The 24,329-nt window shown below is 45.9% G+C and carries 18 protein-coding genes; 16 read left to right on the forward strand and 2 right to left on the reverse strand.

Annotated features, from left to right (window positions below; translation table 11 throughout):
* The first annotated feature begins 175 nt into the window (after positions 1-175).
* From AB4Z17_RS04025 to AB4Z17_RS04085, 13 genes are all read left to right on the forward strand, one after another.
* Positions 176-1,120, forward strand: coding sequence for an EamA family transporter (locus tag AB4Z17_RS04025; protein ID WP_441880621.1), 945 nt, complete (start codon positions 176-178; stop codon positions 1,118-1,120).
* Positions 1,121-1,614: 494 nt separating this feature from the next.
* Complete coding sequence (locus AB4Z17_RS04030; RefSeq protein WP_441958279.1) at positions 1,615-2,601, forward strand: N-acetylglucosamine kinase; 987 nt, start codon at positions 1,615-1,617, stop codon at positions 2,599-2,601.
* Positions 2,594-3,901 carry a 6-phospho-beta-glucosidase gene (locus tag AB4Z17_RS04035; protein ID WP_441958281.1) on the forward strand — a complete coding sequence of 436 codons (1,308 nt, stop codon included), beginning with the start codon at positions 2,594-2,596 and terminating at the stop codon, positions 3,899-3,901. The genes AB4Z17_RS04030 and AB4Z17_RS04035 overlap by 8 nt, the downstream gene beginning before the upstream one ends.
* Before the next feature lie 20 nt (positions 3,902-3,921).
* On the forward strand, positions 3,922-4,833 hold the full coding sequence (locus AB4Z17_RS04040; RefSeq protein ID WP_441912759.1) for an ABC transporter permease: 912 nt from the start codon (positions 3,922-3,924) through the stop codon (positions 4,831-4,833).
* 46 nt (positions 4,834-4,879) lie between these two features.
* The gene (locus AB4Z17_RS04045; protein ID WP_441958283.1) at positions 4,880-5,776 is read left to right on the forward strand and encodes a carbohydrate ABC transporter permease; all 897 of its coding nucleotides are present in this window, start codon (positions 4,880-4,882) and stop codon (positions 5,774-5,776) included.
* A gap of 73 nt (positions 5,777-5,849) precedes the next feature.
* Positions 5,850-7,493, forward strand: coding sequence for an extracellular solute-binding protein (locus AB4Z17_RS04050; RefSeq protein WP_441912757.1), 1,644 nt, complete (start codon positions 5,850-5,852; stop codon positions 7,491-7,493).
* Positions 7,494-7,677: 184 nt separating this feature from the next.
* Positions 7,678-8,652, forward strand: coding sequence for a peptidylprolyl isomerase (locus AB4Z17_RS04055; protein ID WP_441958285.1), 975 nt, complete (start codon positions 7,678-7,680; stop codon positions 8,650-8,652).
* 81 nt (positions 8,653-8,733) lie between these two features.
* A complete protein-coding gene (locus AB4Z17_RS04060) occupies positions 8,734-13,158 on the forward strand; it encodes a carbohydrate binding domain-containing protein (protein ID WP_441958287.1) in 4,425 nt (1,474 codons plus the stop codon).
* A gap of 13 nt (positions 13,159-13,171) precedes the next feature.
* Positions 13,172-14,731 carry an S-layer homology domain-containing protein gene (locus AB4Z17_RS04065; RefSeq protein ID WP_441958288.1) on the forward strand — a complete coding sequence of 520 codons (1,560 nt, stop codon included), beginning with the start codon at positions 13,172-13,174 and terminating at the stop codon, positions 14,729-14,731.
* A 266-nt stretch (positions 14,732-14,997) separates the two neighbouring features.
* Complete coding sequence (locus AB4Z17_RS04070; RefSeq protein WP_441958290.1) at positions 14,998-15,996, forward strand: LacI family DNA-binding transcriptional regulator; 999 nt, start codon at positions 14,998-15,000, stop codon at positions 15,994-15,996.
* 360 nt (positions 15,997-16,356) lie between these two features.
* Positions 16,357-17,379, forward strand: coding sequence for an ArsR/SmtB family transcription factor (locus AB4Z17_RS04075; protein WP_441958292.1), 1,023 nt, complete (start codon positions 16,357-16,359; stop codon positions 17,377-17,379).
* Between the two features lie 15 nt (positions 17,380-17,394).
* Positions 17,395-18,360 (forward strand): ABC transporter ATP-binding protein, encoded by a 966-nt coding sequence (locus tag AB4Z17_RS04080; RefSeq protein ID WP_441958294.1) that lies wholly within the window; start codon positions 17,395-17,397, stop codon positions 18,358-18,360.
* Positions 18,357-19,151 (forward strand): ABC transporter permease, encoded by a 795-nt coding sequence (locus AB4Z17_RS04085; protein WP_441912751.1) that lies wholly within the window; start codon positions 18,357-18,359, stop codon positions 19,149-19,151. The genes AB4Z17_RS04080 and AB4Z17_RS04085 overlap by 4 nt, the downstream gene beginning before the upstream one ends.
* Before the next feature lie 68 nt (positions 19,152-19,219).
* Here AB4Z17_RS04085 and AB4Z17_RS04090 read toward each other — a convergent pair whose 3' ends face one another.
* Together AB4Z17_RS04090 and AB4Z17_RS04095 are read right to left on the reverse strand one after the other, a co-directional pair.
* Positions 19,220-20,080, reverse strand: coding sequence for a helix-turn-helix domain-containing protein (locus AB4Z17_RS04090; protein ID WP_441958295.1), 861 nt, complete (start codon positions 20,078-20,080; stop codon positions 19,220-19,222).
* Positions 20,077-20,331: a hypothetical protein gene (locus AB4Z17_RS04095; RefSeq protein WP_441958297.1), complete on the reverse strand. Its 255-nt coding sequence runs from the start codon at positions 20,329-20,331 to the stop codon at positions 20,077-20,079. The genes AB4Z17_RS04090 and AB4Z17_RS04095 overlap by 4 nt, the downstream gene beginning before the upstream one ends.
* 177 nt (positions 20,332-20,508) lie before the next feature.
* Between AB4Z17_RS04095 and AB4Z17_RS04100 the strand changes: the two genes are divergently transcribed.
* The 3 genes from AB4Z17_RS04100 to AB4Z17_RS04110 are packed head-to-tail and all read left to right on the forward strand — an operon-like array spanning position 20,509 to position 24,327.
* Positions 20,509-21,339 (forward strand): amidohydrolase family protein, encoded by an 831-nt coding sequence (locus tag AB4Z17_RS04100; RefSeq protein ID WP_441958299.1) that lies wholly within the window; start codon positions 20,509-20,511, stop codon positions 21,337-21,339.
* Positions 21,336-22,832 carry a tagaturonate reductase gene (locus AB4Z17_RS04105; protein WP_441958301.1) on the forward strand — a complete coding sequence of 499 codons (1,497 nt, stop codon included), beginning with the start codon at positions 21,336-21,338 and terminating at the stop codon, positions 22,830-22,832. The genes AB4Z17_RS04100 and AB4Z17_RS04105 overlap by 4 nt, the downstream gene beginning before the upstream one ends.
* Complete coding sequence (locus AB4Z17_RS04110; RefSeq protein WP_441912746.1) at positions 22,825-24,327, forward strand: UxaA family hydrolase; 1,503 nt, start codon at positions 22,825-22,827, stop codon at positions 24,325-24,327. The genes AB4Z17_RS04105 and AB4Z17_RS04110 overlap by 8 nt, the downstream gene beginning before the upstream one ends.
* The last annotated feature ends 2 nt before the right edge of the window (positions 24,328-24,329 follow it).

Genomic DNA, 24,329 nt, shown 5'->3' on the forward strand with positions numbered 1-24,329 from the left:
TAATCGGGCGTTTTTCACTAATTGTAAGTTTAATTCCAAAGGGAATGTTTATATCGAGGGAGAACAAGATGGGACTTGCAGCGTTTGATTAAAAAGGGAAGCGGTGTAGACAACCGCTTCCTTTTTGTATATCTTTCATATAGGTTTGATTTAAGAAAGGGGTTCTATTGCACTCATGTGGCTTACTTATTCAGTGTTTGCAGCCTTATGTTTTGGCTTGCGAGGCATTCTGTACCATTGGACGAGTCAGAAGCCGCTTAACCGTAACTTGTTGCTATGCGGCGCGTTCACTATGGGAGCGCTCGTAAATGGAATTTGCGCGTTAGTGTTCTCATCGAACTGGACGCTCGCGGCGTTGATAGGCATTCAAATGGGCTTGTTTTCATTCGGTGCGAATGCCAGCATGTTCAAGGGTTTTGCAGTCGGCAAGGCTTCACTTGTAGCGATACTAACGGCATTGCCTTCAGTCGTTGTTGTGATCGTTGCGTTTGGACTTTGGGGAGAAAAACTCCATGCGATGCAATTCATTGCATTTGTCGTGATTGTTGGCGGAGTGCTTCTCGTTCGGCTATCAAATGACATCTCGCTGCGCAATTTGCAAGGAGCACAGTGGGGGCTGCTGGCCATGCTGTTGTTTGCAGCAAATGATTTGTCAGGCAAATGGTCAACAATTATGGAAGCAGATTTGTTTCCTACCATGTTTTTTATGTTTGTGACGGGCGCATCGTGTTTTGGTATATGGTGGCTGCGAGATTTGCAAGCGGAAAGGGCTAGAAGAGCGTTGTCGCTGCAGGGTGCGGTCACTGCCCGGGGGGAAGTGCGTGTGTCACAGCATTCGACCAGTGCTAGTTTAACCGATAAGCCACCGGCTTGGAGCGGCAAAAAAACGTTTCTTATTGGTTTGGCCGTCGGCACAACTAACGCTGTCGGCATGATGCTTATTGTAACCGCATTTGATCTAGGCAAAGCGGGGCTAGTTTCTGCTGTCACGGCTCTAAACGTTCTGATTGTGCTGCTCTATACACGATTCGTTGTGAAAGAGAAGTTTACGAAGATAGAGATCACCGGCATTTCACTTGCCTTCGCGGGTATCTTGCTGATGCGATTATTCGGATCGTAAGAAATAATGAATAGAAGAAGCTTTGCATGGGCTAAGAAGTTAAGCCTGTGCAGAGCTTTTTTTTGTGGATGATAAGTTAAGCATCAGAGAAAATTTCGCTTGTTTGAGCAGAGGCTTTCTTACCAGGCATCCTCCGCAAAGTTGTTATACTGTGAATATTTTACGCATTTAAGGCCTTTTTTCAGTAAAATGCGTTGTTTGCTGGAAGGACTATTATGAATATCTTCCTGTTCTTTCAACAGTTAAGCAGAGCGCCAGCTATTGCATCCTAAATATTTTTTTGTATATTGACAGTGTGGGCTATATGAATTAATATCTTCCTATAAATATAAACGTTTATAATTATTAAGCTTGAGTATTTCTATATAAGCTTTAATCTTGGTAAGTGTACATAGATGCTTAATCACTTTGTATGGGTTAAGGGAGGCTTTTTTTTAACCCTAAATTATAAGCGTTTATAATTAAAAGAAATTATTTAGCGAGGAGCAATAACTGTGACTTTTTACTTGGGCGTGGACGGCGGAGGCAGCGTTACGCGGGCAATCATCGCCGACCATCAGGGCCGGGTATTCGGCACTGGGACAGCCGGACCTGGCAATCATCAGATTAATGAAGAGCTGGCACGGGGGAATATACGGGATGCCATTCAGCATGCGCATGATCAAGCTGGCTTACAAAAACAAGACATCGCCTATGCATTCTTCGGGCTGGCAGGTGCAGATCGCGAGGCGGATTATCGCATATTGAGGCCAATGATTAAGGAACTCGGTTATCCGAATTATGATATTGCTTGCGACACGATTATTGCTCTGCGAGCAGGAACGTCCCAATCCTACGGTGTTGTCCTCATTTGTGGCTTCGGCATGAATTGCGCTGGCATCGGCAAGTTCGGAGAAATGCAGCAATTTGGAGGCTTCGGCTATGAGTATGGTGATTTCGGAGGCGGAAGGGAACTTGCTATCGAAGCATTCAGGGCTGCGATCCGTTCAGGGGAAGGTCGCACGGACATGACATTGCTTACTGCCATGGTGCCTGAGAAACTTGGATATTCATCGGTATTGTCCATGTTTGACGGCTTTCTCGATCTTCGCCAGCAGATCCCACCGAGCCTCGCTGAGGTTTTATTCCAAGCCGCTGCGCTTGGTGATGAAACAGCAATTCAAATTTTGAAAACGCAAGGTAAAGAATTAGGGATGTCGGCGAAAGCCGTCATTCAGAAACTGGGTTTGCAGGATGAGCAATTTGATCTCGTCCTCGCGGGAAGCATTTTGACGAAAGGGGATAGTCGATACACCCATCCGTATATCATGGAAGAGGTGCAAAAGGTCGCTCCGGGTTGCCGGTTGAAGCCACTGACTTTTGAGCCTGTGACAGGCGCCCTATTGCTTGCGATGGAGAAGGACGGGATGAAAATCTTAGATGAAGTGTACGAACAATTTGGCAAAATAACCGATCTCAAAGGAGCTGTTAACGTTGAATAAGCGACTCAAAGTAGCTGTCATAGGCGGTGGTTCGTCCTACACGCCGGAGTTAATTGAAGGCTTTATTTTGAACCATAACGAATTGCCAGTGACGGAAATTTGGCTGGTGGATATTCCGGAAGGCAGACATAAGCTGCAGATCGTTGGTTTTCTGGCTCAGCGTATGGTAGCGAAATCGGGCTTGCCAATTACTGTACATCTAACGCTCAATCGTAGAGATGCGCTGGAGGACGCCAATTTCGTGACAACACAGATGCGCGTTGGTTTGCTGCAGGCACGAATTTGGGATGAAACCATTCCACTGAAATACGGCGTTATTGGGCAGGAAACGACCGGCCCTGGCGGAATGATGAAAGCGCTTCGCACGATTCCAGCTTTGCTCGATATTGCAAGAGATATGGAAGCGCTTTGCCCAGATGCTTGGATGCTAAATTTCACCAATCCAGCCGGCATGGTCACAGAGGCAATCAATAAGCACTCTCGGATCAAGGCAATCGGCCTTTGCAATGCACCGCTTGGTATATACAAGTGGCTGATGGAGATGTTTGATGTCCCTTCCGACCGAATCTATGCTGAATTCGTGGGACTTAACCATCTGCACTGGGTATCGCAAGTCAGCGTTGACGGAGAATCCAGGCTGGAGGAAATGATGAATGGAGACGGCTATTCTGCCATCAATGTACCGCAATCGTCGTGGAATGCCAGTCTCATACGTGCACTAGGCGCAATTCCATCCTACTATCTCAAATACTTCTACCTTCAGAAAGAGATGCTTCAGGATCAGATTGAAACCTCCGCTAAAGAGGGCACAAGGGCAGAAGTGGTAAAGAAGCTTGAGGATGAGCTGTTCGAGCTGTATAAGGATCCGAACCTTTCCGAGAAGCCTGGTCAACTGGAGCTGCGCGGAGGCGCCTATTATTCAGAGGCAGCGGTGCGTTTAATGAAATCGCTTTATAATGATACCCGCGATATTCAAACATTAAATGTACCTAACGGGGGAATTCTCGATTTTCTTCCGAAAGACGCCTGCATTGAAGTGAATTGCATTGTGACTAAGCAAGGCCCCATTCCAATGGCTGTTACACGTGTACCACAAGCAGTTCAAGGATTGATTCATGCGGTTAAGACTTATGAGCAGTTGACCATCGAGGCTGCCGTTTCAGGAAAACGGGAGCTTGCGCTGCTCGCTTTGGCCCATCATCCGCTGGTCCCATCTGCGAATGTTGCTGAACCGATGCTGGACGAAATGCTGGAAATAAACCGCGCCTATTTGCCTCAATTTTATCCGGAAAAAGAATAGCGCAGGAAGGAGAACATGTCATGAAGACTGCCATAGTCAGGTTTATCCGTCAGTGGGATCTACAGATCATGGTCATTCCGTGGATTCTGTTTATTTTTATCTTTAGTTACATCCCGATGTACGGTGTATTGATGGCTTTTCAGGATTATAACCTCTTCAAGGGGTTTAGTGAGAGTCCTTGGGTCGGCTTCCAACACTTCCAGATGTTCTTGAACGCGCCGGAACTTGGCAATGTTATGCGGAATACGCTGGTCATCGCAGCTCTGAAGCTGTGTATTGGGTTTCCTGCACCGATTGTGCTTGCACTTATGCTGAATGAGGTCAAAAAAATGATGTTCAAGCGGATAGTCCAAACCGTCAGCTACTTGCCTCATTTCCTCTCATGGGTCATCGTGTCTGGTTATGCCATTTCGATCTTGTCTGTAGATAACGGGAGTCTTAATATCCTTTTGGAAAAGCTGAATTTCATTGATGATCCGATCAATTTCTTGACCATTCCTGAATATTTCTGGTCGATTCTAATCACGACGAATGTCTGGAAGGAAATCGGCTTTGGTTCCATTGTTTATTTGGCAGCAATCGCGGGCATCGATCCGAGTCTGTACGAAGCGGCATCGATAGACGGCGCCAGCCGATTCAAGCAAATTTTCCGGATAACATTGCCTTCTATGATACCGGTCATCGTAATCTTCGGCATACTGGCTATCGGCAATTTTTTGAGCGCCGGATTTGAAGACATACTGCTGCTTGGCGCAAATCCAGTACTCCGTGATGTAGCGGATGTTCTTGACACCTATGTTTATCGAATCGGCATCATGAACAATCGTTATTCGTACGCGACAGCCGCGGGATTATTTAAAGCGGTTATCAGCGTCGGTTTGCTGGTAATGGCCAATTATTGGGCCCGCAAATCGGATAACAGCCTATGGTAATTGACTGCGCTAGTAACAGAATTTTCTTGAAAAGGTTGATGCTACCATGATTAGAGCAAGCTTCAATGACAAGTTGCTTTCATTTTTCGTGTACTTTTGTCTAACGGTCCTAGGCTTTGTCACCTTGTATCCGTTTTGGAATGCAGCTGTCATTTCGTTCAATGAGGGGACGGACACGACTCTGGGAGGAATCACATTTTGGCCGCGGGAGTTTACACTCGCCAACTATCAGGTCGTGCTGAAAGATGATCGTTTAGTCAGCGCTTTTATCATTTCCATATTGAGGACGGCAATTGGTACGGTTCTGTCGATACTGGCTACGGCGATCTTTGCGTACGGTATGGCCAGTAAAGAATTGGTCGGGCGCAAATTTTATATGGTCTTTTGTATCATCACAATGTATTTTAGCGGCGGGTTAATTCCTTATTACTTGCTGATCCGCGATTTAGGCTTAATGGATACATTCTGGGTAATGGTAATCCCCGGGCTGATCAGCGTGTGGAACATGATTATCTTCCGAACGTTTTTCTTGGGGCTTCCGATCGGATTGACAGAATCAGCCAAGATTGACGGGTGCAGCCACTGGGGCATATTTCTGCGCATCGTATTGCCCTTATCGGGCCCGGTTGTCGCTACGCTATCCTTGTTCACTGCTATCGGCCATTGGAACGACTGGTTCGGGCCAGGGCTGTACATCTCAAATGCAGATCTTCTTCCCATTCAAACGAAACTTCAGCAAATCTTGAATTCGAATCTTATGTCTCAACAAATGTCGAATATGGATTCCGCTGCGGCAGGACACATGCAGAACATGAAAACGATTACGACGAAGTCGCTGACAATGGCGACGATGATGGTAGCAACAGTACCGATTATTATCGTATACCCGTTTGTTCAGAAATACTTTGTTAAAGGCGTTCTAATCGGCTCTATGAAGGAATAGTTCACGTGCGCGTTTAAAGCCTAGGCTTTGACGATAGATGCAATAACAATCGTATGAGAGGGGTTTGAAGGAAATGAAAAAGAGAAACAAGATGGCTATGCTGTTACTGGCTGGCACGCTGGCGATTATACCGGTGCTCGCAGGATGCAGCAAGGAGGAAGCTCCTGCGAAAAACGCAAGTACAAGCGCTCCAGATGAATCAGGGAACAGCGCATTCGTACTCGGAAGCGAGCCGCTGGACTTCAGCTTCTACGGGAATTACGACTGGTATACGATGCCGGAGTGGGGCGGAGACAAGGCTTCAGCATGGATTAAGGAAAACAAGAAAGTAAACGTCACTGCGGTTAATTCAGGCGGTGCAGCTAAGACGAAGCTTAGTACGATGATTGCCTCGAACAAATTGCCTGATGTAATCTGGACCGAACGTGACGCTGAAGTCGAGAATCTGCGTGCAAATGGTATGCTAGTTCCTTTGGATGACTATCTGGATAAGTATCCGAACTTGAAAAAATGGGCTGGTGAGGAGACGCTGGATATGCTTCGTTCCTCAGACGGAAAGCTTTATCAATTCCCGAACTGGTATACGAGCACACCGCAAGGAAACTCCGGCTACGTCGTTAACAAGAAGATTTACACAGAGCTCGGCTCTCCAAAGCTGGAAACAACAGATGACCTATACTCCTATCTAAAATTGGTCAAGGAGAAATATCCGGATGTAATCCCGTTTGAAACGGGCGATGGCGCTGCGGGAGTTGACACTATGTACTCCGCATTTGGCGAGAACCGTACAGCCTATTTCACAGGTATAATGGGCGTGCCGGAAGGCAACGAGTTTAAGAGTCTGCTGTTGGATCAGCCATACCGCGAATCGCTGCAATTTGCTAATAAATTGTATCGCGAGAAGCTCATGACGCAGGATGCTTTTACACAGAATGGCGATCAGGTTTCCGAGAAGATCAATACAGGCCGCGTGGCTGTATATGCATCACCTTCTCCAACGCAGAATGGAGTCCGAGGCGACACGATTCTGAGGGAGAAAGATCCAGAAGCCGGCTACTTCATGATATGGCCGATTCATAAAGCAGGCTTGGACAAGAACAAAATCTACCCCGGCAATTACAACCAGCTGGGTTGGAACGTAAGTGTAATTACTACCGCTGCTAAAAATCCAGAAGGAATCTTCGCCTACCTTGACTGGTTTACGGGTCCTGAAGGACAACGCACAATCATTTGGGGACCAGAAGGCTTGTACTGGGAAGGTGTAGACGCGGACGAATCACCGATTTTCACAGACAAATTTACTAGCGATCCGGTTGGTCGCAACGAGTTGATGGATTCAACGGCTGATCTGCAATGGAATAGCAATACTTCTTACATCGATACTTCAAAGATAAAATTCGAAAAAACGCTCTCTCCGGAAGAGCAGAACTGGGAAACACGCTGGCAATCAGAGATTACCTGGAAAACCCAAATGAACAGCACAGAGTTCTCCAATCTGGATCCGGCATCGAATTCTCCAGAAGGCATTATTGCTAAAAGTGTAGTGGATATCTACACTAAAGCCCGGGCACAGGCCGTGTTGAGCGCTAAGAGTGAAGAGGATGTTTTGGCGATCCTGGATCAGGCGGAGAAGGACGCGCAGAAGGTTGGCTTAGACAAACTGCTGAAGTACAAGACCGAGAAATGGCAGGAAAATTTAAAGAGAATCGGCAAATAAGGCGACATTAGGCTATCACCGCTGGTTTAGACCGATGAGATGATTGATCCGGCCTATATTCATGCTAGCCGGATCAATCTTTATTTTGGGAGTAACTGAGAAAGGTGAGGGGATTGAATTGTTCAGAAGCAGAAAAATGAATCGAAAAGGTTTCATTTTAGCTTTGTTGTCCGGGGTTATAGTCATGGCATCAATTGTTATGATTGCTGCTTCATATAAACGACCTCATGAAGTAGTTGGCTATATAAATGGCGATGCAGTTTCTGTGGATTTTTTCAAGGTTCAACTGATGAATGAAGCTGCAAATTCGTTTCAATACTTTCATGATAAATATGGCGCCATGGACAGTGAGAATTTCTGGACAAACAGTTTAGGCAAAGAAGTTCCGATTGAATATGCCAAGCAAAAAACGATGGGCAACATTGCAGCCATTATGGTGCAGCTTCAACTAGCTAAGGAAAATGGACTTCTAACGGATACCAGCTATGAAGCATTCATAGGAAGTCTTAAGGAAGAAAATAAAAGACGTAAAGAGTCGATAGAAACAGGCAAAGTGATATATGGACCGATTCAGTACTCCGAGAATGAATATTTTAACTATTTGTTAAGCAATCTCATCATTAAATTGAAGGAAAAGCTGCAGGAAACGGAATTTCTTCTCCCCGAAGAGAAGCTAAAGCAAATGTACAAAAAGGATAAAGGCAATTTCAAATTTAGGAATAAAAACGTGGAGAAAATCTCGATCCCGATGGATGAAACGGATAGTAAGATGATGATCGAGGAAATTCAAAAACGGGTTAATGAAGGAGAAGATTTCTCCGAAGTCGTTGCAAGCTACGGATCTTCCTTTAAAATGGAAGCGTTATTATTTGATAATCAAGCAACCCGATTCGATTATGAGGCAACCGGTATATCTAGAGCTATTGCAATGAATCTTGATAAGGGGCAAATAAGCGAAGTTTATGAGGAAAAAGAGGCCTATTGCCTAATTAAGATTATCGACAGCACCAAAGCTGAGTTTCCGAGCTATGAGGACAGAGTCGATGAGATGAAAAAAAGGCATACAGAGCAGTTGTATGAACAATTAGTCAACCAAAGGATTCAAGAGGCGCGAGTGGAGCTTAAGCAAGAAGTTTATGACAGCATCAAGATCAGGTAAGTCTAGCTGTGGCAGCTTCTACATCCATAACGGCACATGCAAAAAGGTTTTATCAAGAACCAAAAGAGGAGATGAATCACGATGCATTCAACCATAAAAAAAGCGATATCCGTGTTGGCAATTATAGCCTTAATGATAAGTTCTATGTTTGCGGTACCTTCCGAAGTAAAGGCTGATGAAACCGGAACTAATTATTATGTGGATTCGATCAAGGGCAGTGACAGCAACGCAGGGACAAGCCAGTCGGCTCCATGGAAGACGCTGGATAAAGTTAACAGTAAAACTGCGTTCGAACCGGGTGACAAAATTCTTCTCAAAGCAGGCAGTATATGGACCGGTATGCTGAATCCGAAAGGCTCAGGCGTCGAGGGCAGCCCGATTACCATCGATAGGTATGGATCGGGCAATAAACCTGTCATCAACGGCGGTGGAATGGAATTTCCTAAAGCTCCATTAAGACTCGGTAACCAGTCGTACTGGGAGATCAGTAATCTTGAAATAACGAACAATGATTTTGAAGAGGGCTACAGAGCGGCAGTCTTGGTTAGATCTAATAATAAGCAAGTTAATCGTCATTTGTATTTTTCCAATATGAACATCCATGACGTGAAAGGGGATAATCATTTTGGCGCGGGGAAATCTACTGGCGGAATCATCATCGATGCAATGGAATCAATTGGCACCCGCTATGATGATATTTTAATAGAAGAAAATACATTCACAACGGTTGATCGGACGGGTATTAATTTCGGTTGGATCGCTGAAGAGTATAGCGGAGCGACAGGTTCGGATGGTTACCATACCAATATAGTGATCAGGAATAATACGCTGAGCGATATCGGCGGTGATGGCATTATGGTCATGTTCTCGAAGTCACCGCTCGTAGAATATAACGTAAGTCAAAGCGGCAATATGAGAGCTTCCCTGAAGAGTCCTGCTGACGGCTACTCTGTTGCAATGTGGCCATGGTCCACGGATGATGCGGTGTTCCAGTTCAATGAAGTTTATGGTGAGAAATGGAATGAGGCTCAGTATCAAGTGTATGGCGGGTTTGGCGAGGATGGCAGCGCCTTCGATGTAGACGGCTTCAACTTTAGGAGTATTCATCAATATAATTACAGCCATGATAATCAAGGCGGATTCATTATGGTTTGTGGAAATGCGGATGTTTACTCTGATAACTCTATTATTCGATATAACATTAGTCAAAATGACGGCGATGATCTATTTGATATTAATGGACCCAATAAAAATACGTATATTTACAACAATGTGTTTTATACCAAAGAGGGAATGAACGTAAAGCCGTACAATTTCAGAGGAAACGGCGGTTATTCGGACAATACCCAAAGCTATAATAATATCTTTTATAACATGGGGACGGGCGATAATGTGTGGGGCGGAGCTACCAATATCGTTTTTGATTACAATGTGTTTTATGGCAATCACTCCTCTACGGAGCCAATGGATCCGCACAAAATAACGGCTGATCCGATGCTGGTTAACCCAGGAAGCGGAACATTTGGTCTAGACTCTTTGGCTGGGTACAAGCTGCTGGAAGGATCGCCGCTCATCGATGCAGGAATGCCAATTGGCATATTGGGTGAGAAGGATAACGGCGGCAAAGACTTCTGGGGCAATGGGCTTTATAATGGCGCACCTGACATTGGCGTTCATGAATTTATATCTAATAATCTGATAGTAAATCCGGGATTTGAGTCAGGCAATACAACGGGCTGGAGCGAATCAGAGGGAACGACTGCCGTTGTAGGCGGGGAATTTGCTCATAGCGGAAACCATGCAATTGAAGTAGGAGCAAACAGCAGCATTACGCAAAGCGTTGTAAACAGCGTGTATGGCGACCATGAATTTACGTTGTCTGCTTGGGCTAAGGCAGAACAAGGAGCTTCCGGGTATATCGGTGTGAAAGCCTTGGATAGCTCAAATATACAAATTGAAACTGACTTAATAGTGATTCCTGTAACGAACCCGAATTATGAAAGAGTCGAAGAGTTTTTCACTACACCGGCGGGCACAGAAAAGCTGGAAATCTATTTCTCATCTGTCTTTGGTAGTGTTTATGCGGACGATTTCTCTCTGGAAARAGGGGACGCAACAAAAAGTGTGCCTGCAGCTCCTTCCGGATTGACCGCGATAGCTGACGGTAAATCACAAATTAATATAAACTGGCCTGCGGTATCAGGTGCAATTGGTTATGACCTGATGGTGGATGGCGTAGTGATAAGCGGTGTGTCCAGTCCATATGCACATACAGGATTGTCTGTTGGATCTTCCCATAGCTACAAAGTTAGGTCGAAAAATAATGCAGGCGAGAGTGCTTGGAGTCCTGTCGTCAACACAGCAACAATTGCAGCAGCATCCAATGTGGTGCAAAATCCGGGTTTTGAATCCAGTACGCTTGATGGCTGGGGAATCTGGGAAGGCTCGCCAACAATAGTATCCGATACGCAGGTTACAAAGGTTTCGCATAATGGTACCAATGCTCTCTATCTTGAGAATGGGGCAAGCGTATATCAGAATGTCCAAGCGAACGTTGCTGCTGAAAAGAATTATACCTTCTCTTTCTGGGCAAAAAATTCGGTTGATGAAGCCTATATCGGCGTAAGTTATCTGGATAGCAATGGGACTGGAATAACTGCACCAAGTGTAGATTTTACGGTGGATAAGAGCGATGACTACAAACAATATACAGGGACATTCAGAACGCCGGAAGGCGTAGAGACTCTACAAATTTACGTAGTTGCAGGCACAGAAATGTATGTGGACGAGTTCTCTCTTGAGAGGTCTCCGGCAGTACCATCAGGTTTAACCACAACGATAGTAGGCACATCTCAGATCGATCTCGTATGGGCAGCGGTAGAGGATGCAACGGGATACGATTTGCTAGTTGATGATAGATTGGTAGTTGATGTGAAGAGTCCATATTCACATACAGGTTTAGAAGATGGAGCAACACATGCTTATCAGATCAGATCTAAGCATAGCGGAGATACGAGCGCATGGACTCCGGCAGTAAATGCAAGCCTAATTGAACAGGCCAATATACTCATTAACCCAGGGTTTGAAGCAGGAACAGCTGGTTGGGCAGTGGGTTGGGGTGCAGAAATCGTAGCAGGTATTGGAAATAATGGCACGTACGGAATCAGAGGAGACGGATGGGATGGCCGCTCTCAAGTGGTGACCAAAGGTGTTGAAGGGGATAAGATTTATCTTGTGTCCGCTTGGGGCAAAGTGTCGGCTATTGAAGAAGGAAAACCGGATGCGGGGCAGCCTGGATTAGGAACTATCGATGTTTCTTTCTATGACAGCAATAACGTATTGTTGAAGGGTACTGCGAGTCCGATTAAGGTAACTAGCAGTGAGATGCAGCATTATACAGGATCGTTTATAACGCCTCCAACAGCGGTTAAGATGGAATTGGCCTTCCAGGCCAATGATATGGGCGTGTTTATTGTAGATGATATCGTATTGGAGTCCAGCATACCTTCCGGCTTACGGAAATCTGAAGCCAGCGAAAATCAGATTAGTGTGTCGTGGAATGCAGTGACAGGGGCCAGTCAGTATGATCTGTTCGTAGACGGAGCACTCGTTAGTAACGTAACGAGTCCATATGTTCATAAAGAGTTGATCGAGGGTTCTACGCATACCTATAGTGTGCGAGCTCGCAGAAGCGATACGGGAACGAGTCCATGGAGTGCTCCTATCACCGTGAGTGCCCAAAAGTTGCAGATCAATCTTCTTTCAAATCCCGGGTTTGAGAAGGGGGATTTGAGCGGCTGGGATCAGACCAAGCCAGGCAGTGAGATTTATGGAATTGTTAATGTTGTGAAGGAGGAAGTACATAGCGGTACTTTCGCTCTTAAAGCAGATACAGCTTCTGGCTTCAATCGCAGCGGGATCACCGGTTTTAAGGAGAATGAAACCTATAGCTTACTTGTATGGGCGAAATCAACAGGAAGCGCTGACGGTTATATTGGAATTAACTTCATTAACAGTGCAGGAGAAAAGCTTGAAGATGCTGCTGTAGAGCTTTCTGTGACTAACACTGACTATGAGCAGCTTGGAGGCCGATTTGTCATCCCGGCTGGCACGGCAAGCTTGGAGTTATACTTGTCAGTGACCGGCAGTGGAAGCATTTACGTAGATGATTTCATGTTAACCAAAACACAGCCTTCATTTACAATTAATGCTGCAGCTTTGGACAGAACATCAAGCATTAAGGCAGTGGTCAATATTAAACCAACACTAGGAGGACTTGATCACAGCGGCAATGAAGTTATCATCTTCGAGCTTTTGGATGGAGATGTTCCTGTAGGCATCATTGCTTTACATGATGATATTAAGTCAGCGAAAGAGCTGACGGCAGAATTTCATGTTCCGGATCCGAGCAAAGCTTCCTACAAAGTGAAAGTACTCGTATTTGATAAGTTTGGGAACAGCTCCAGCGCAGCAGAAAACTTGGCAGCGCCAAAAATAATGGTATAACGGGGAGACCGCTATGTATAAGAGGTTAGTATCCGGATTTATAGTAGGCTTATTTTTCTTTATTCATGCTTCACTCACGGCTTATGCAGATGCACAGCTCACATTGAATCCTATTACGGATAAAATTCCGGGCGATGCGGTAACGATTTCCGGCAGCACCTCGTTGAAGGAGTTGACGGTGACTGTACTCCGGCCGAATGGGACTGTATTGCACGCTGATGTTTTTAACGGCGGAAATTTCAGCGGACAATTTACTCTGCCAGTTGATCTCGCATTTGGTGATTACAAAGTCGTTGCTGGGAACGCATCAACTACCGCAATACAAACGTTTAGAGTAGTAAAAAAGGAAACAGATTCAGGCCCTGGTCCCGTTGATCCGGGACAACCGCCTGCAACATCGAATAATTCCGGCATAATAAAAGTGGTTTCGCCGGAATTTGACGCTGTAACTGGAAATGCCAAAGCGGTTATTTCGGAAAAAAAAATTGCTGATGCGCTTGCAAGCCTAAAGAATGACGAAGGTTTGAAAATGGTCGTTATCGAGTTTCAGAAGGTAGAACGTGCCGTTTCTTATTCTACTAGCATACCTGTAAAGTTTCTTAATACAGCTGCCTTGCTGCACGGAATAGAGATTAGAACTGAAATAGGAACGATCGTTATTTCAAGTCATATGTTAAACTCCTTAAACTTAACAACGACGGGAGTAGCGAAGCTAACGATTAGTAATTTTGATAAATCCAAGCTCGATACAAAGACGCAGGCTGAGATTGGCAACAGGCCTGTCGTTGATATCGGGCTGGAAGTTGATGACAAGACGATAGAATGGAATAATCCCGATGCACCAGTAACCGTGATGCTGCCTTATACACCAACGGCTGCCGAGCTTGCTTCACATGAACACCTTGTGGTTTGGTTTATCGAGGACGCGGGCACAATCGTATCTGTTCCGTCAGGCAGGTATGATGCTGCTTCCGGAAAGGTCATCTTTAAGACCGCTCATTTCAGCAAGTACGCAATAGCTTTTGTAAATAAAACGTTCATGGACATTAATCATTATTCGTGGGCGAAGAAGTCAATTGAGGTTTTGGCGTCCAAGGGCGTTATTAACGGAATTTCGGATGCGAACTTTGCTCCAGCCTCGTCCATTAAGAGAGCGGACTTTATACTCTTGCTTGTTAAAGCTCTGGGCTTGACTGCATCAGCGAATGATAACTTCATTGATGTTAAGCCGAATGCTTACTATGCTGATGCAATTTCTATTTCCAAAAAACTGGACATTGTATTGGGATTAGGAAATAATGAATTTAATCCTGAAGCACCGATTTCAAGGCAGGATATGATAACGATGATTAATCGGGCATTGAAGGTGACGAATCAGAATCTTGCGGCAGGCACATCCGCAGATCTAAGCCGCTTTGCTGACCACTCCAAGATTGCATCTTATGCAGAACAAAGCGTTTCCACGCTGGTCAAAAATGGAATAGTAGACGGTGACGGAGCAAACATAAATCCGTATGGCAATGCTACAAGAGCTGAAACAGCAGTATTGATTTATAGAATATATAACCTGTGATTTGTTATGGTTAAGCCATCAAATTCACGATGATGCGGAATTGCCGATATTAACGTATCGGCAGTTCTAATACGTTATGCTGCAATTTGCAAATAGCGTATGATAAAGAGCGATTAGAACTCGTCGGTTGGACAATAAAAGTGATGGATGTTAAGCTGACGATAGGGCCTCGGATGATCAGAATCACACTTGTAAAAGGCGACTGGAGTCTAATTTGGCTTAAGTTGAAAAAGATTGTAATTGTTGTTTGAGGGAGTTCTGTGGCAATGAAAAAATTAAGTATTTTGGACGTCGTTGCGAAGTCGGGCGTGTCGCTCGCTACGGTCTCGAAGGTGCTGAACAACGCGCCGACGGTTAGAGAGAGCAATCGACAGAAAGTATTGCAAGCGATAAAAGAATTGGACTACAGACCTAACTCTGCTGCTCGAAGCTTAGCGCGAGGTTCAACGGGTGTGATCGGGCTTATGCTCGTCACGCTGCAGGATACTGTGTTCGATGGTATCGTCCAGTCTGTGAACGAATATCTTGAGGATCAAGGGTACTTCTTGGCCTTATCCGTATATAACCCAGAAAAATACGATTCGGAGCACATCCTGTTCCAAGAGGATCGTGTTGATGGTATTATCGTGCTTTCACCTCTGAATGAAAAGCATTATGTCTCAGAGCTGAGGAAAAAGGGTATCCCGTTTGTTATCATTGACAACCACATCGAGCAGACAAAAGCGCTGACCGTGAATGTCGATAATTTCAAAGGTGGGTACGAAGCAACGAAGCATCTGTTGGAACTTGGCCATACCCTTATTGGACATTTGACTGGTCCAGAGCATTTTCTAAGCGTACGCCAAAGAAAACAAGGGTTCGAGCGGGCATTGAAAGAGGCTGGTGTGCAGCCGTTAATTCTAACACACACGCGGTTCGGCATTCGGAACGGTTTTGAGGTTGCAAGGCAGTGGATAAGCTCAGGCCAGATTCCGACGGCAGTATTCGCTGGAGATGATGGACTTGCGTTCGGTTTAATGGAGGCACTGAAGAGTGAAGGCTATCGTATCCCCGAGGATATATCAATTATCGGCTATGATGATCAAGGTTTTGCGAATGAGATCCATCCTAGACTCACGACGATTCGCCAGCCAATGGAAGAGATGGGCAAGCAAGCCGCCCGTCAATTATTGAACTTAATTCGGGGATCGAAGCATAATTCGTCGATCTTGTTGCAGCCTGATTTGATTGTACGTGAATCTACTCGCCCAAATGTACCCCGATGAATGCAGCAGAAGCTTAAAAGGAATAAGCAAGTGGCTAAAGCAAGGAGCAGATCGAATTCGGGATCTGCTCTTGTTTAATTTGTGAAAATGTTGGAGTTAAATTAAAATTAACTAAAAGAAGCTTTGCATAGGCTAAGAAGTTAAGCCTGCGCAGAGCTTTTTTTTGTGGATGATATTGACAATTCAAGTCGGTTCATTTAAATTAATGTTTAACGAATGTTAAATGATTTTTATATATTATTTAAATAACATTAAACGAATACTTAACGAAGTGTGGAGGCGTTCATTATTTTAGACTGGGAAATAGCAGCCAAAAGATTGCATTTTTCTTATCATGAGCCTATTGAATTTTTAGTCACGATGAAATTTGTTGCGCAATTCGAGCATATGAAGGCTTTCGCGCGCGAGATCCATTTTACACTGGATGACGAAATGATTCGTATGGCGGAGACCGCGAATGCGAGCATGAGCAATTATGTGAAAGCAGAGATAGCTGCCCTATTTGGTGACAACATGTTTAAAGAGCGGCTTGACTATGTCATGGTTATGCTGTTTTTAGAGGAACGAGACAAGCTGAATAGTTCTGAGGATTTTCTGGCGTTTTACCGTGGCAAGCCTGCAAGCGAGCTCGTCTTCCACCTGGCAGCTGCGAAATATAATGACGAGAACATGGAATGGACGAAGGGGAGAGACTGGGGAGCCATCTCGAAGGATGCGGGGCTGCTTTACGAGCTCGCCTCGGGATGTGAGCTGCCTGATCAAGCGGAGCATGCGGCACTGCTGGAACATATTCGATTTTCTGAGGAATACAAACAGCGGACTCTGTTTATAATGGAGCAGTTTCATCGTTATGCCTATATGCCTATGCGAGGTCGCTTGAAGGAGCTTGGCGAAGCTGGAGCTGTGAAATATCGTGCCTTATTTGATGAACAGCCAGAGCGCGCGATCCGCGATATTACGAAGATGGATGTTGATCTGGTTGATAAAGAGACAGCCGTGCATGTGAGTTATTTTTCGCAGGTGCGTGTTGGCATTCATCGTGATGACCGTGAAGGACATTCCCATTTGGTGGTGATTGGAATCAACAATGACGCTTTTGCATGGCGTAACGAGGATCAAGAGACGATTGAGCGTTTCTTGAAGGTTATTGCCGATAGGCGAAGGCTGGAATTGATTGAGCTGCTTCGCCATAAAAATTACTATGGCAATGAGCTTGCTCAGGAAATGGGCTTAACGCCTGCTGCTATAAGCTATCATACGAATATGTTGTTTGATCTTAATCTCATTCAGCTGATTCGAGTAGATAATCGCATCTATTATGAGCTCGACAAAGAAAAAATCGCTTATTACTGGGAGCAAACAAGGCGCAAGCTGCTGCCGTAATCCATAAGGGAGTGAATGAGATTGGGTGAGTATGTATACGAGCTAAAGGGAGTTAGTCAGGTATATAAGAAAGGCAAAACGATGGTCACAGCCAATAATGATATCTCGCTTACGATTCGTGAAGGAGAGATACTTGGCGTGCTCGGCCCGAATGGGGCGGGCAAGTCGACGCTCATTAAACAAATGGTCGGTCAATTGAAGCCTACCAAAGGGCAGGTTTTGTTTTGCGGCGAGGATGTGATTAAGAATACGCGTCACGTATCCGGCATGGTGGCCTATTACGCGCAGGAGCCGCATGTGCTGTCAGCGCTGAAAGTGCACGAAGCGCTTTCTTTTACGGGCAGGCTAAGAGGGATGCCAGCATCAGAAGCAGAAAAGCAGGCGAAGGAATTATTGGAGCAATTTGATATGGCGGATGTAAGAAACAAGCTGCTGAAGCAGCTGTCCGGGGGACAGAAACGATTGATCGGTATTGGCACAGCACTAATTGGCCGTTCACCTGTGCTTATTTTTGATGAACCTACCAATGAGCTTGATCCGAAAAAAAGGCGGCTCGTTTGGAATTTAATCCAGGAGCGCAACCGCGAAGGCGCGACGATTATTTTGGTCACGCATAATGTGCTGGAGGCTGAGCAGGTTGTAGACAGAGCGGCTGTCATCAATCATGGCAGGCTGCTGGCGATTGATCATATAGCAACGTTAAAGCAGAAGGTTGACCAGCGCTTGAAGTTTGAGCTTACGACAGAGAATGGGCGCCGTGCCGAAGCGGCTGCCGCCCTTCATCATTACGGGATCGTGCAGGAGAGCGGGGAGAATCGTTTGCTGCTGCTAGTTGAGAAGAATGCTGCGGGCAGAGTACTAGAGTATATTATCGACCATACAGAGCTGCCGATTTTGGAATATGCCGTTGTGCCTCCTAGCTTAGAGGATGTTTATTTCCATATTGATGACTTGGCGATGAAGGAGGTATCCGCATCATGAATGGAACACCACTTGGCTTGCGGCACATGCAGGCAATACAACTATCTGGGCCGAAGCGATTATGGACGGAGCTGGAAATTTTATTCCGCATTCAATTCGCGCTAATACGTGACAGCTGGGTAATCGTCGTGCTGCTGGCAACGATGTTTCCGCTGACGACGATTTTATTTATGCGTTTCTTTATCGCTGACCCCGCCCCAGAGATGATGGTTCAGATTATTGCGGGCAATATGATATTTAGCGTCATTATTATGGGCTTAAACAGTATGGGGCAAGAAATATCGATGCAAAAGCATCAAGGACATTTTACATTTTATGCGTCGCTTCCAATCCGGAAAATAAACTTCGTAGCCGCTAATTTGCTGCGCGGGCTTATGAGCACGATTCCATCCTTCGTATTGCTGGGTGTCATTGGTTATTTTGTTTATGGCGTAGACCTTCATCTATCATGGGGTTTGCCAGTCGTTATGCTGCTGTCGCTGACGAGTGTGGTAGGGCTCGGTGTATGCATCGGCTTCTGGTCGCCGAATCAGCAGTTGACCAGTATGCTTGCTCAGCTGCTTATGATGGTTGTAACCTTCCTATCTCCAGTCATGGTAGAGCTCAATCAGCTGCCTAAAGCGCTGCAGGTCGTCTCGTATATTTTCCCTACAACTTATGCAGCGGACGCCATGCGCGTTGTTTTGCTTCATGGCTGGACACAAGGGGTCATGCTGGATTGCCTCATGATGCTTCTCTACACAGCTATGACAATGGTCATCGTTAATCGACTGGTCAGCTGGCGAGTTTAATATGTAAAAAAAGGCTGCCCTGCACAGGTTGTGAAAACCTTGCGGAGGCAGCCTTTTGAATCTAACCATTATTCATTCCTTTTGTAATGCGAGGGTGTCATGCCTGTTAGTTTCTTGAACATACGGTGAAAATGCGGAAGGCTTTCAAAGCCGCATTGCTCGGCTATTTCGGCAATATTGGCATCGCTCTCCATTAATAGCTCTTTAGCGCGAATAATTCGTTTGGTCGTGACATATTCCGTAACGTTCATGCTGGTTAGTTTTTTGAAAACACGTGAAAAATGAGCGGGCGTAACCGATGCGCGTTTGGCAAGCTGCGACAAGCCAAGAGGACTGCCCGGATGCTCATCGATGTAGGTTAATACAGCGGTCATCCAGCTTGGAGCGGATGAGGATACCGTTTGGCCTTCTTCAGAGGGAGCGAGGATTCGCCCGAGGAACAGCAATATTTGCTGGAGATGAAGAAGGATAGCTAGACGATTGCCTGGCAGCTTGTCCATTTCCTCCAAATGTATCCGATCGATTAAATCGATTATTTGTTGTTTCTCTTCAGCAGATGCCTTCGACAGCTTGTACGCCTTATGGCGCTTGGCTTGCTCGAAGCAGCGCAAATAGGAGAAAGAATCGCCAAGCGGCGGACTGTGCACGAGTGAAGCATTAAAGAAAAGCGCAGTTGATGTTTTCGGGTCATTCGAATCTGGAAAGGAGCGATGGATCGTGTTTCCGGGAATGAGGAAGATGTCGCCGGGAACAGCATCATAAAACGTCTGATCGATAAAGAACGTACCTTTGCCGCTATAAATATAAACGAGTTCATACCAATCGTGTATATGATCAGGCAATTCGTTTTGCGCGCTCTTGGTGTCACGATATACGCATTCAAACGGAAACGGTGTATGGGCATCGAACCTTTTACGATAGGGATTCATAGTTTTCCCTCAAACAAACCGAGCTGAGCGGTATCCTCATTCACTTTATGAATACTAATCGAACCACGCTGCTTTCCTTCGCTTTCCAAAATCCAAATGTTCTCATTAGGATCTGACCTCTCGATAAAACCATGTACACGATCAGCAATAAACGCTCGGAAAGAAAGATCGTATTGGAACTCCTTATTGTAAAGATTGTAGTGGGAGTTAATGATGTAATCTACATCTTCTAATTGAAACGGACGGATCATCCGATCACCTTTTCCATTCTATTTTAAGTTTCAAAAAGCGCTAGTCCTCCTAGCATCAGCCTGATTGTAACAAATATCAAAAAAGAGTACAAATATGCATGAATTGATTATTTCAGCTATCAATATTGTTTTTTATAATGAAGAGGAAGCTACTTTGTTAGAAAAGAGGCTGATGAGATGAGAATAGATTCGCATCAACATTATTGGAAGATTGAACGAGGGGATTACGGCTGGATCACACCAGACATTCCGGTGCTTTACCGCGATTTTTTGCCTCAGCATTTGGAGCCTCATCTAAATAAACATAAGCTGGACGGTACGATTGTTGTGCAGGCGGCAGCGACGCTTGCAGAAACGGATTATTTGCTGACATTAAGCGAGTCATCCGATACGATATTAGGCGTTGTCGCATGGCTGGATCTTGCCGATCCGGATTATCGCAATCATTACGAGCGTTTTGCGCAGCATCCGAAATGTGTAGGCTTCCGTGTCATGATTCAGGAGATGCCTGATGCGAATGCGATTTTAGCACCAAGCTATTTGGAAGCGTTCACATATTTTGCAGACAAAGGAATACCGATAGATTTGTTAGTTGTGTCGCATCAGCTTACTCCTCTAGTTGAACTGCTGGATAAAGTGCCAGGCCTTCATGCGGTCATTGACCATATCGCGAAGCCTAGAATAAAAGCTGGGGAGCTTGAGCCTTGGAAAAGCCAGATTAGCCAATTGGCCGCTCATCCTAATCTATTTTGCAAGCTCTCGGGAATGGTCACAGAGGCGGATCATGATAACTGGCAACCAGCTGATTTCTTGCCCTATATCGAGCATGCGCTCGAAGCATTTGGTTACAAGCGGGTCATGTTTGGCAGCGATTGGCCGGTCAGCTTGCTTGCGGCAAGCTACGACGAGGTTGTGTCCGTGCTGGAGCAGGCGCTGCCGCAGACATGGACGGAATTAGAGCGAGAGCGGTTGTTTGGACGAAACGCAAAGGAGTTTTATCGAATATGAATACTTTAAACGAGCAGCATTTAAATGAAGAACAGATACAGCAATATAGGGCAATAAAGCAAGCTAAGATTACGGTACTGCAAATTGGCGAAGGCAATTTTTTGCGCGGCTTTTTTGACTGGATGATTCAAGCTTGCAAGAATCAAGGCTTATACGAGGGTAGCATTGCGGTGACGCAGCCGCGTCCTGGAGGAAAACCAAAGATTGATGCGCTGGCAGAACAGGACGGTCTATATACGCTTGTTGTTCGCGGTTTGGAGAATGGTGCCAGCGTGGAGCGTACAGAGATTGTTTCTGTGTTTAGCAAAGTATTTGATCCGTATTCCAATTGGGATGAATATCTCGTTTTGGCCGAAAGCCCAGACTTGCAGGTTGTCGTATCCAACACGACGGAAGCGGGTCTTGTTTATCRACCRGAGGAGCTGATCGAGGGACAACCGATTCAGTCGTTTCCCGGCAAGCTGACACAGCTGCTGTACCGCAGGTTTAATTATTTTAAAGGCGATCCGAAGCGCGGCTTAGTATGCTTGCCTTGCGAGCTGCTGGAACGTAATGGCGATGAACTTCGCAGCTGTATTTTGCGCTATAGCGATGATTGGGGATATTCCAAAGAATTCAAAGATTGGGTTACTCAGCATAACCGTTTTCTGAACTCATTAGTCGATCGCATTGTTACGGGTTATCCCGATGCAGCGCAGGCCGAAGCTTGGTTTGGTGAATGGGGCTACTCCGATTCCATGCTGAGCACGGCAGAGCCGTATCATTTATGGGCGATTGAGACAGGACCGGAGCTGGATGAGCTGCTTCCGCTGCGCAAGGCGGGTCTGAACGTACATTATGTCGAGGATTTGAAGCCTTTCCAGCTAAGAAAGGTACKAATTTTGAATGGTGCGCACACGTTAATGACGCCGCTTGGCTTGCTGCATGATATGGAGCAGGTGCGGGAAGCGATGGAGGATACAGTGCTTGGTTCTCTGGTGAGAGCAACAGTAGAGACGGAAATTATCCCTTCACTTGCCATTTCTGAAGAGGAGCTGCACGCCTATGCACAGGATGTTTATGAACGTTTTCTTAATCCGTTCATTCGTCATCGACTTGCGGATATTGCGATGAACAGCTTAAGTAAATTTAAAGTGCGTCTGCTTCCATCCCTGCTTCATTATGCGGAAGATGGTAATATGCTGCCAACTGGGCTTATACAAGGTTTTGCTGGTTTGCTGCGGTATTACAAAGTAATACTTGGTGAGACGGGTTACGAAGGGAAAACGTTAAGCGGATTGCCGTACGCGGTGAGGGATGATGCTGGCTTGCTAGCTATCATTGCGTCTGTATGGGCGGAAGCGAAAGGGCAGAAATGGCCGCTGGAGCAGACCGTATCTAGACTGCTGCACTTGGAAAACGTGTGGGGATGTGATTTGGCGTCACTATGGCCAGAACTGGCAGCTGCGGTAAGCGCGAGCATAGAGGAAATGGAGCGAGTAGCGAATGAATAGCTGGATTCGATTGCATGAGGACGATCATGTCGTTATTGCGCTGCAGTCATTTGCAAAAGGGGATAAGCTGACGCTTGAGTCGGGGCTAGTTCTTGAGCTGCAAGATGAGGTGCCGAAGGGTCATAAGGTGCTGACGCGAGCTGCTCGCAAAGGGGAGCATGTGCTCAAGTTTGGTTACTCGATTGGAGTTGCGAAGGTAGATATTGAGCCAGGCAGCTGGATTCATACCCATAACATGGGGACGGGCTTAAAAGGAGTTCTCGATTATTCGTATGAGCAGACTACGTCGCCAGCAGAAGTGAAAGCAGCATCGCGTGATGCTGATCGTACCTTTCAAGGCTTTATTCGCGAGAATGGCGATGTCGGTATACGGAATGAAATTTGGATTATTAACACGGTCGGCTGCATTAATAAAACCTGTGAGATTGTAGCAAGAAAAGCACATGCGCTTTATGAAGGACATGTGGATGGGGTGTACCATTTTGCACATCCGTTCGGCTGCTCGCAGCTTGGCGATGATCTTGTGCACACACAGAAGCTGCTTGCCTCACTCGTAAACCATCCGAACGCAGCTGGCGTACTCGTTATCGGCTTAGGCTGTGAGAACAATCAGATTGATGCGTTCAAGCGGGCAATTGGCGAACATAGCGCGGAACGAGTAAAGTTTCTCAAGTCGCAAGAGGCGGAGGATGAGATCGAGGACGCGCTGGGACTGGTAGAAGAGCTCGTAAGTTATGCAAAACGATTCAAGCGCGAGCCGGTTTCCGTATCGAAGCTGAAGCTTGGCCTGAAATGCGGCGGCTCGGATGGCTTGTCCGGCATAACGGCGAATCCACTCGTAGGGGCGGTATCGGATCGTTTGATCGAAGCGGGCGGTACAGCTATATTGACCGAGGTGCCGGAGATGTTCGGCGCGGAGACGATATTAATGAGTCGTGCAGCAAATGAGCAGGTTTTTCACAAAATTGTTCATTTAATAAACGATTTCAAGCAATATTTTATAAAGCATGATCAAGAGATTTATGAGAATCCATCGCCCGGCAATAAGGCAGGGGGCATTAGTACATTAGAGGAAAAATCACTCGGCTGTACTCAAAAGGGCGGACACGCTATTGTAAGGGATGTTGTGCCTTATGGGGAGCGCGTTACGAGCAACGGTCTCAATTTATTAGAAGCACCTGGCAATGATCTGGTATCGGTTACGGCGTTATCAGCCGGAGGAGCGCATATCGTGCTGTTCACGACAGGACGGGGAACGCCGTTTGGCGGGCCGGTTCCAACGGTGAAGATTGCGACGAATAGCGAGCTTGCTGCCCGCAAGAAAAACTGGATCGACTTTAACGCAGGTGAGCTGCTTGAGAGCAAAAGCATGGAGACGCTGACCGATGAGCTGTGGGAGCAACTAATCAGCTTGGCTTCAGGCGAAGTGCAAACACACAATGAGCGGAACGGGTTTAAGGAAATCGCGATTTTTAAAGACGGCGTTATTTTGTAAAA

This window comes from Paenibacillus sp. TAF43_2 (assembly GCF_052113545.1).
Lineage (GTDB): Bacteria > Bacillota > Bacilli > Paenibacillales > Paenibacillaceae > Pristimantibacillus.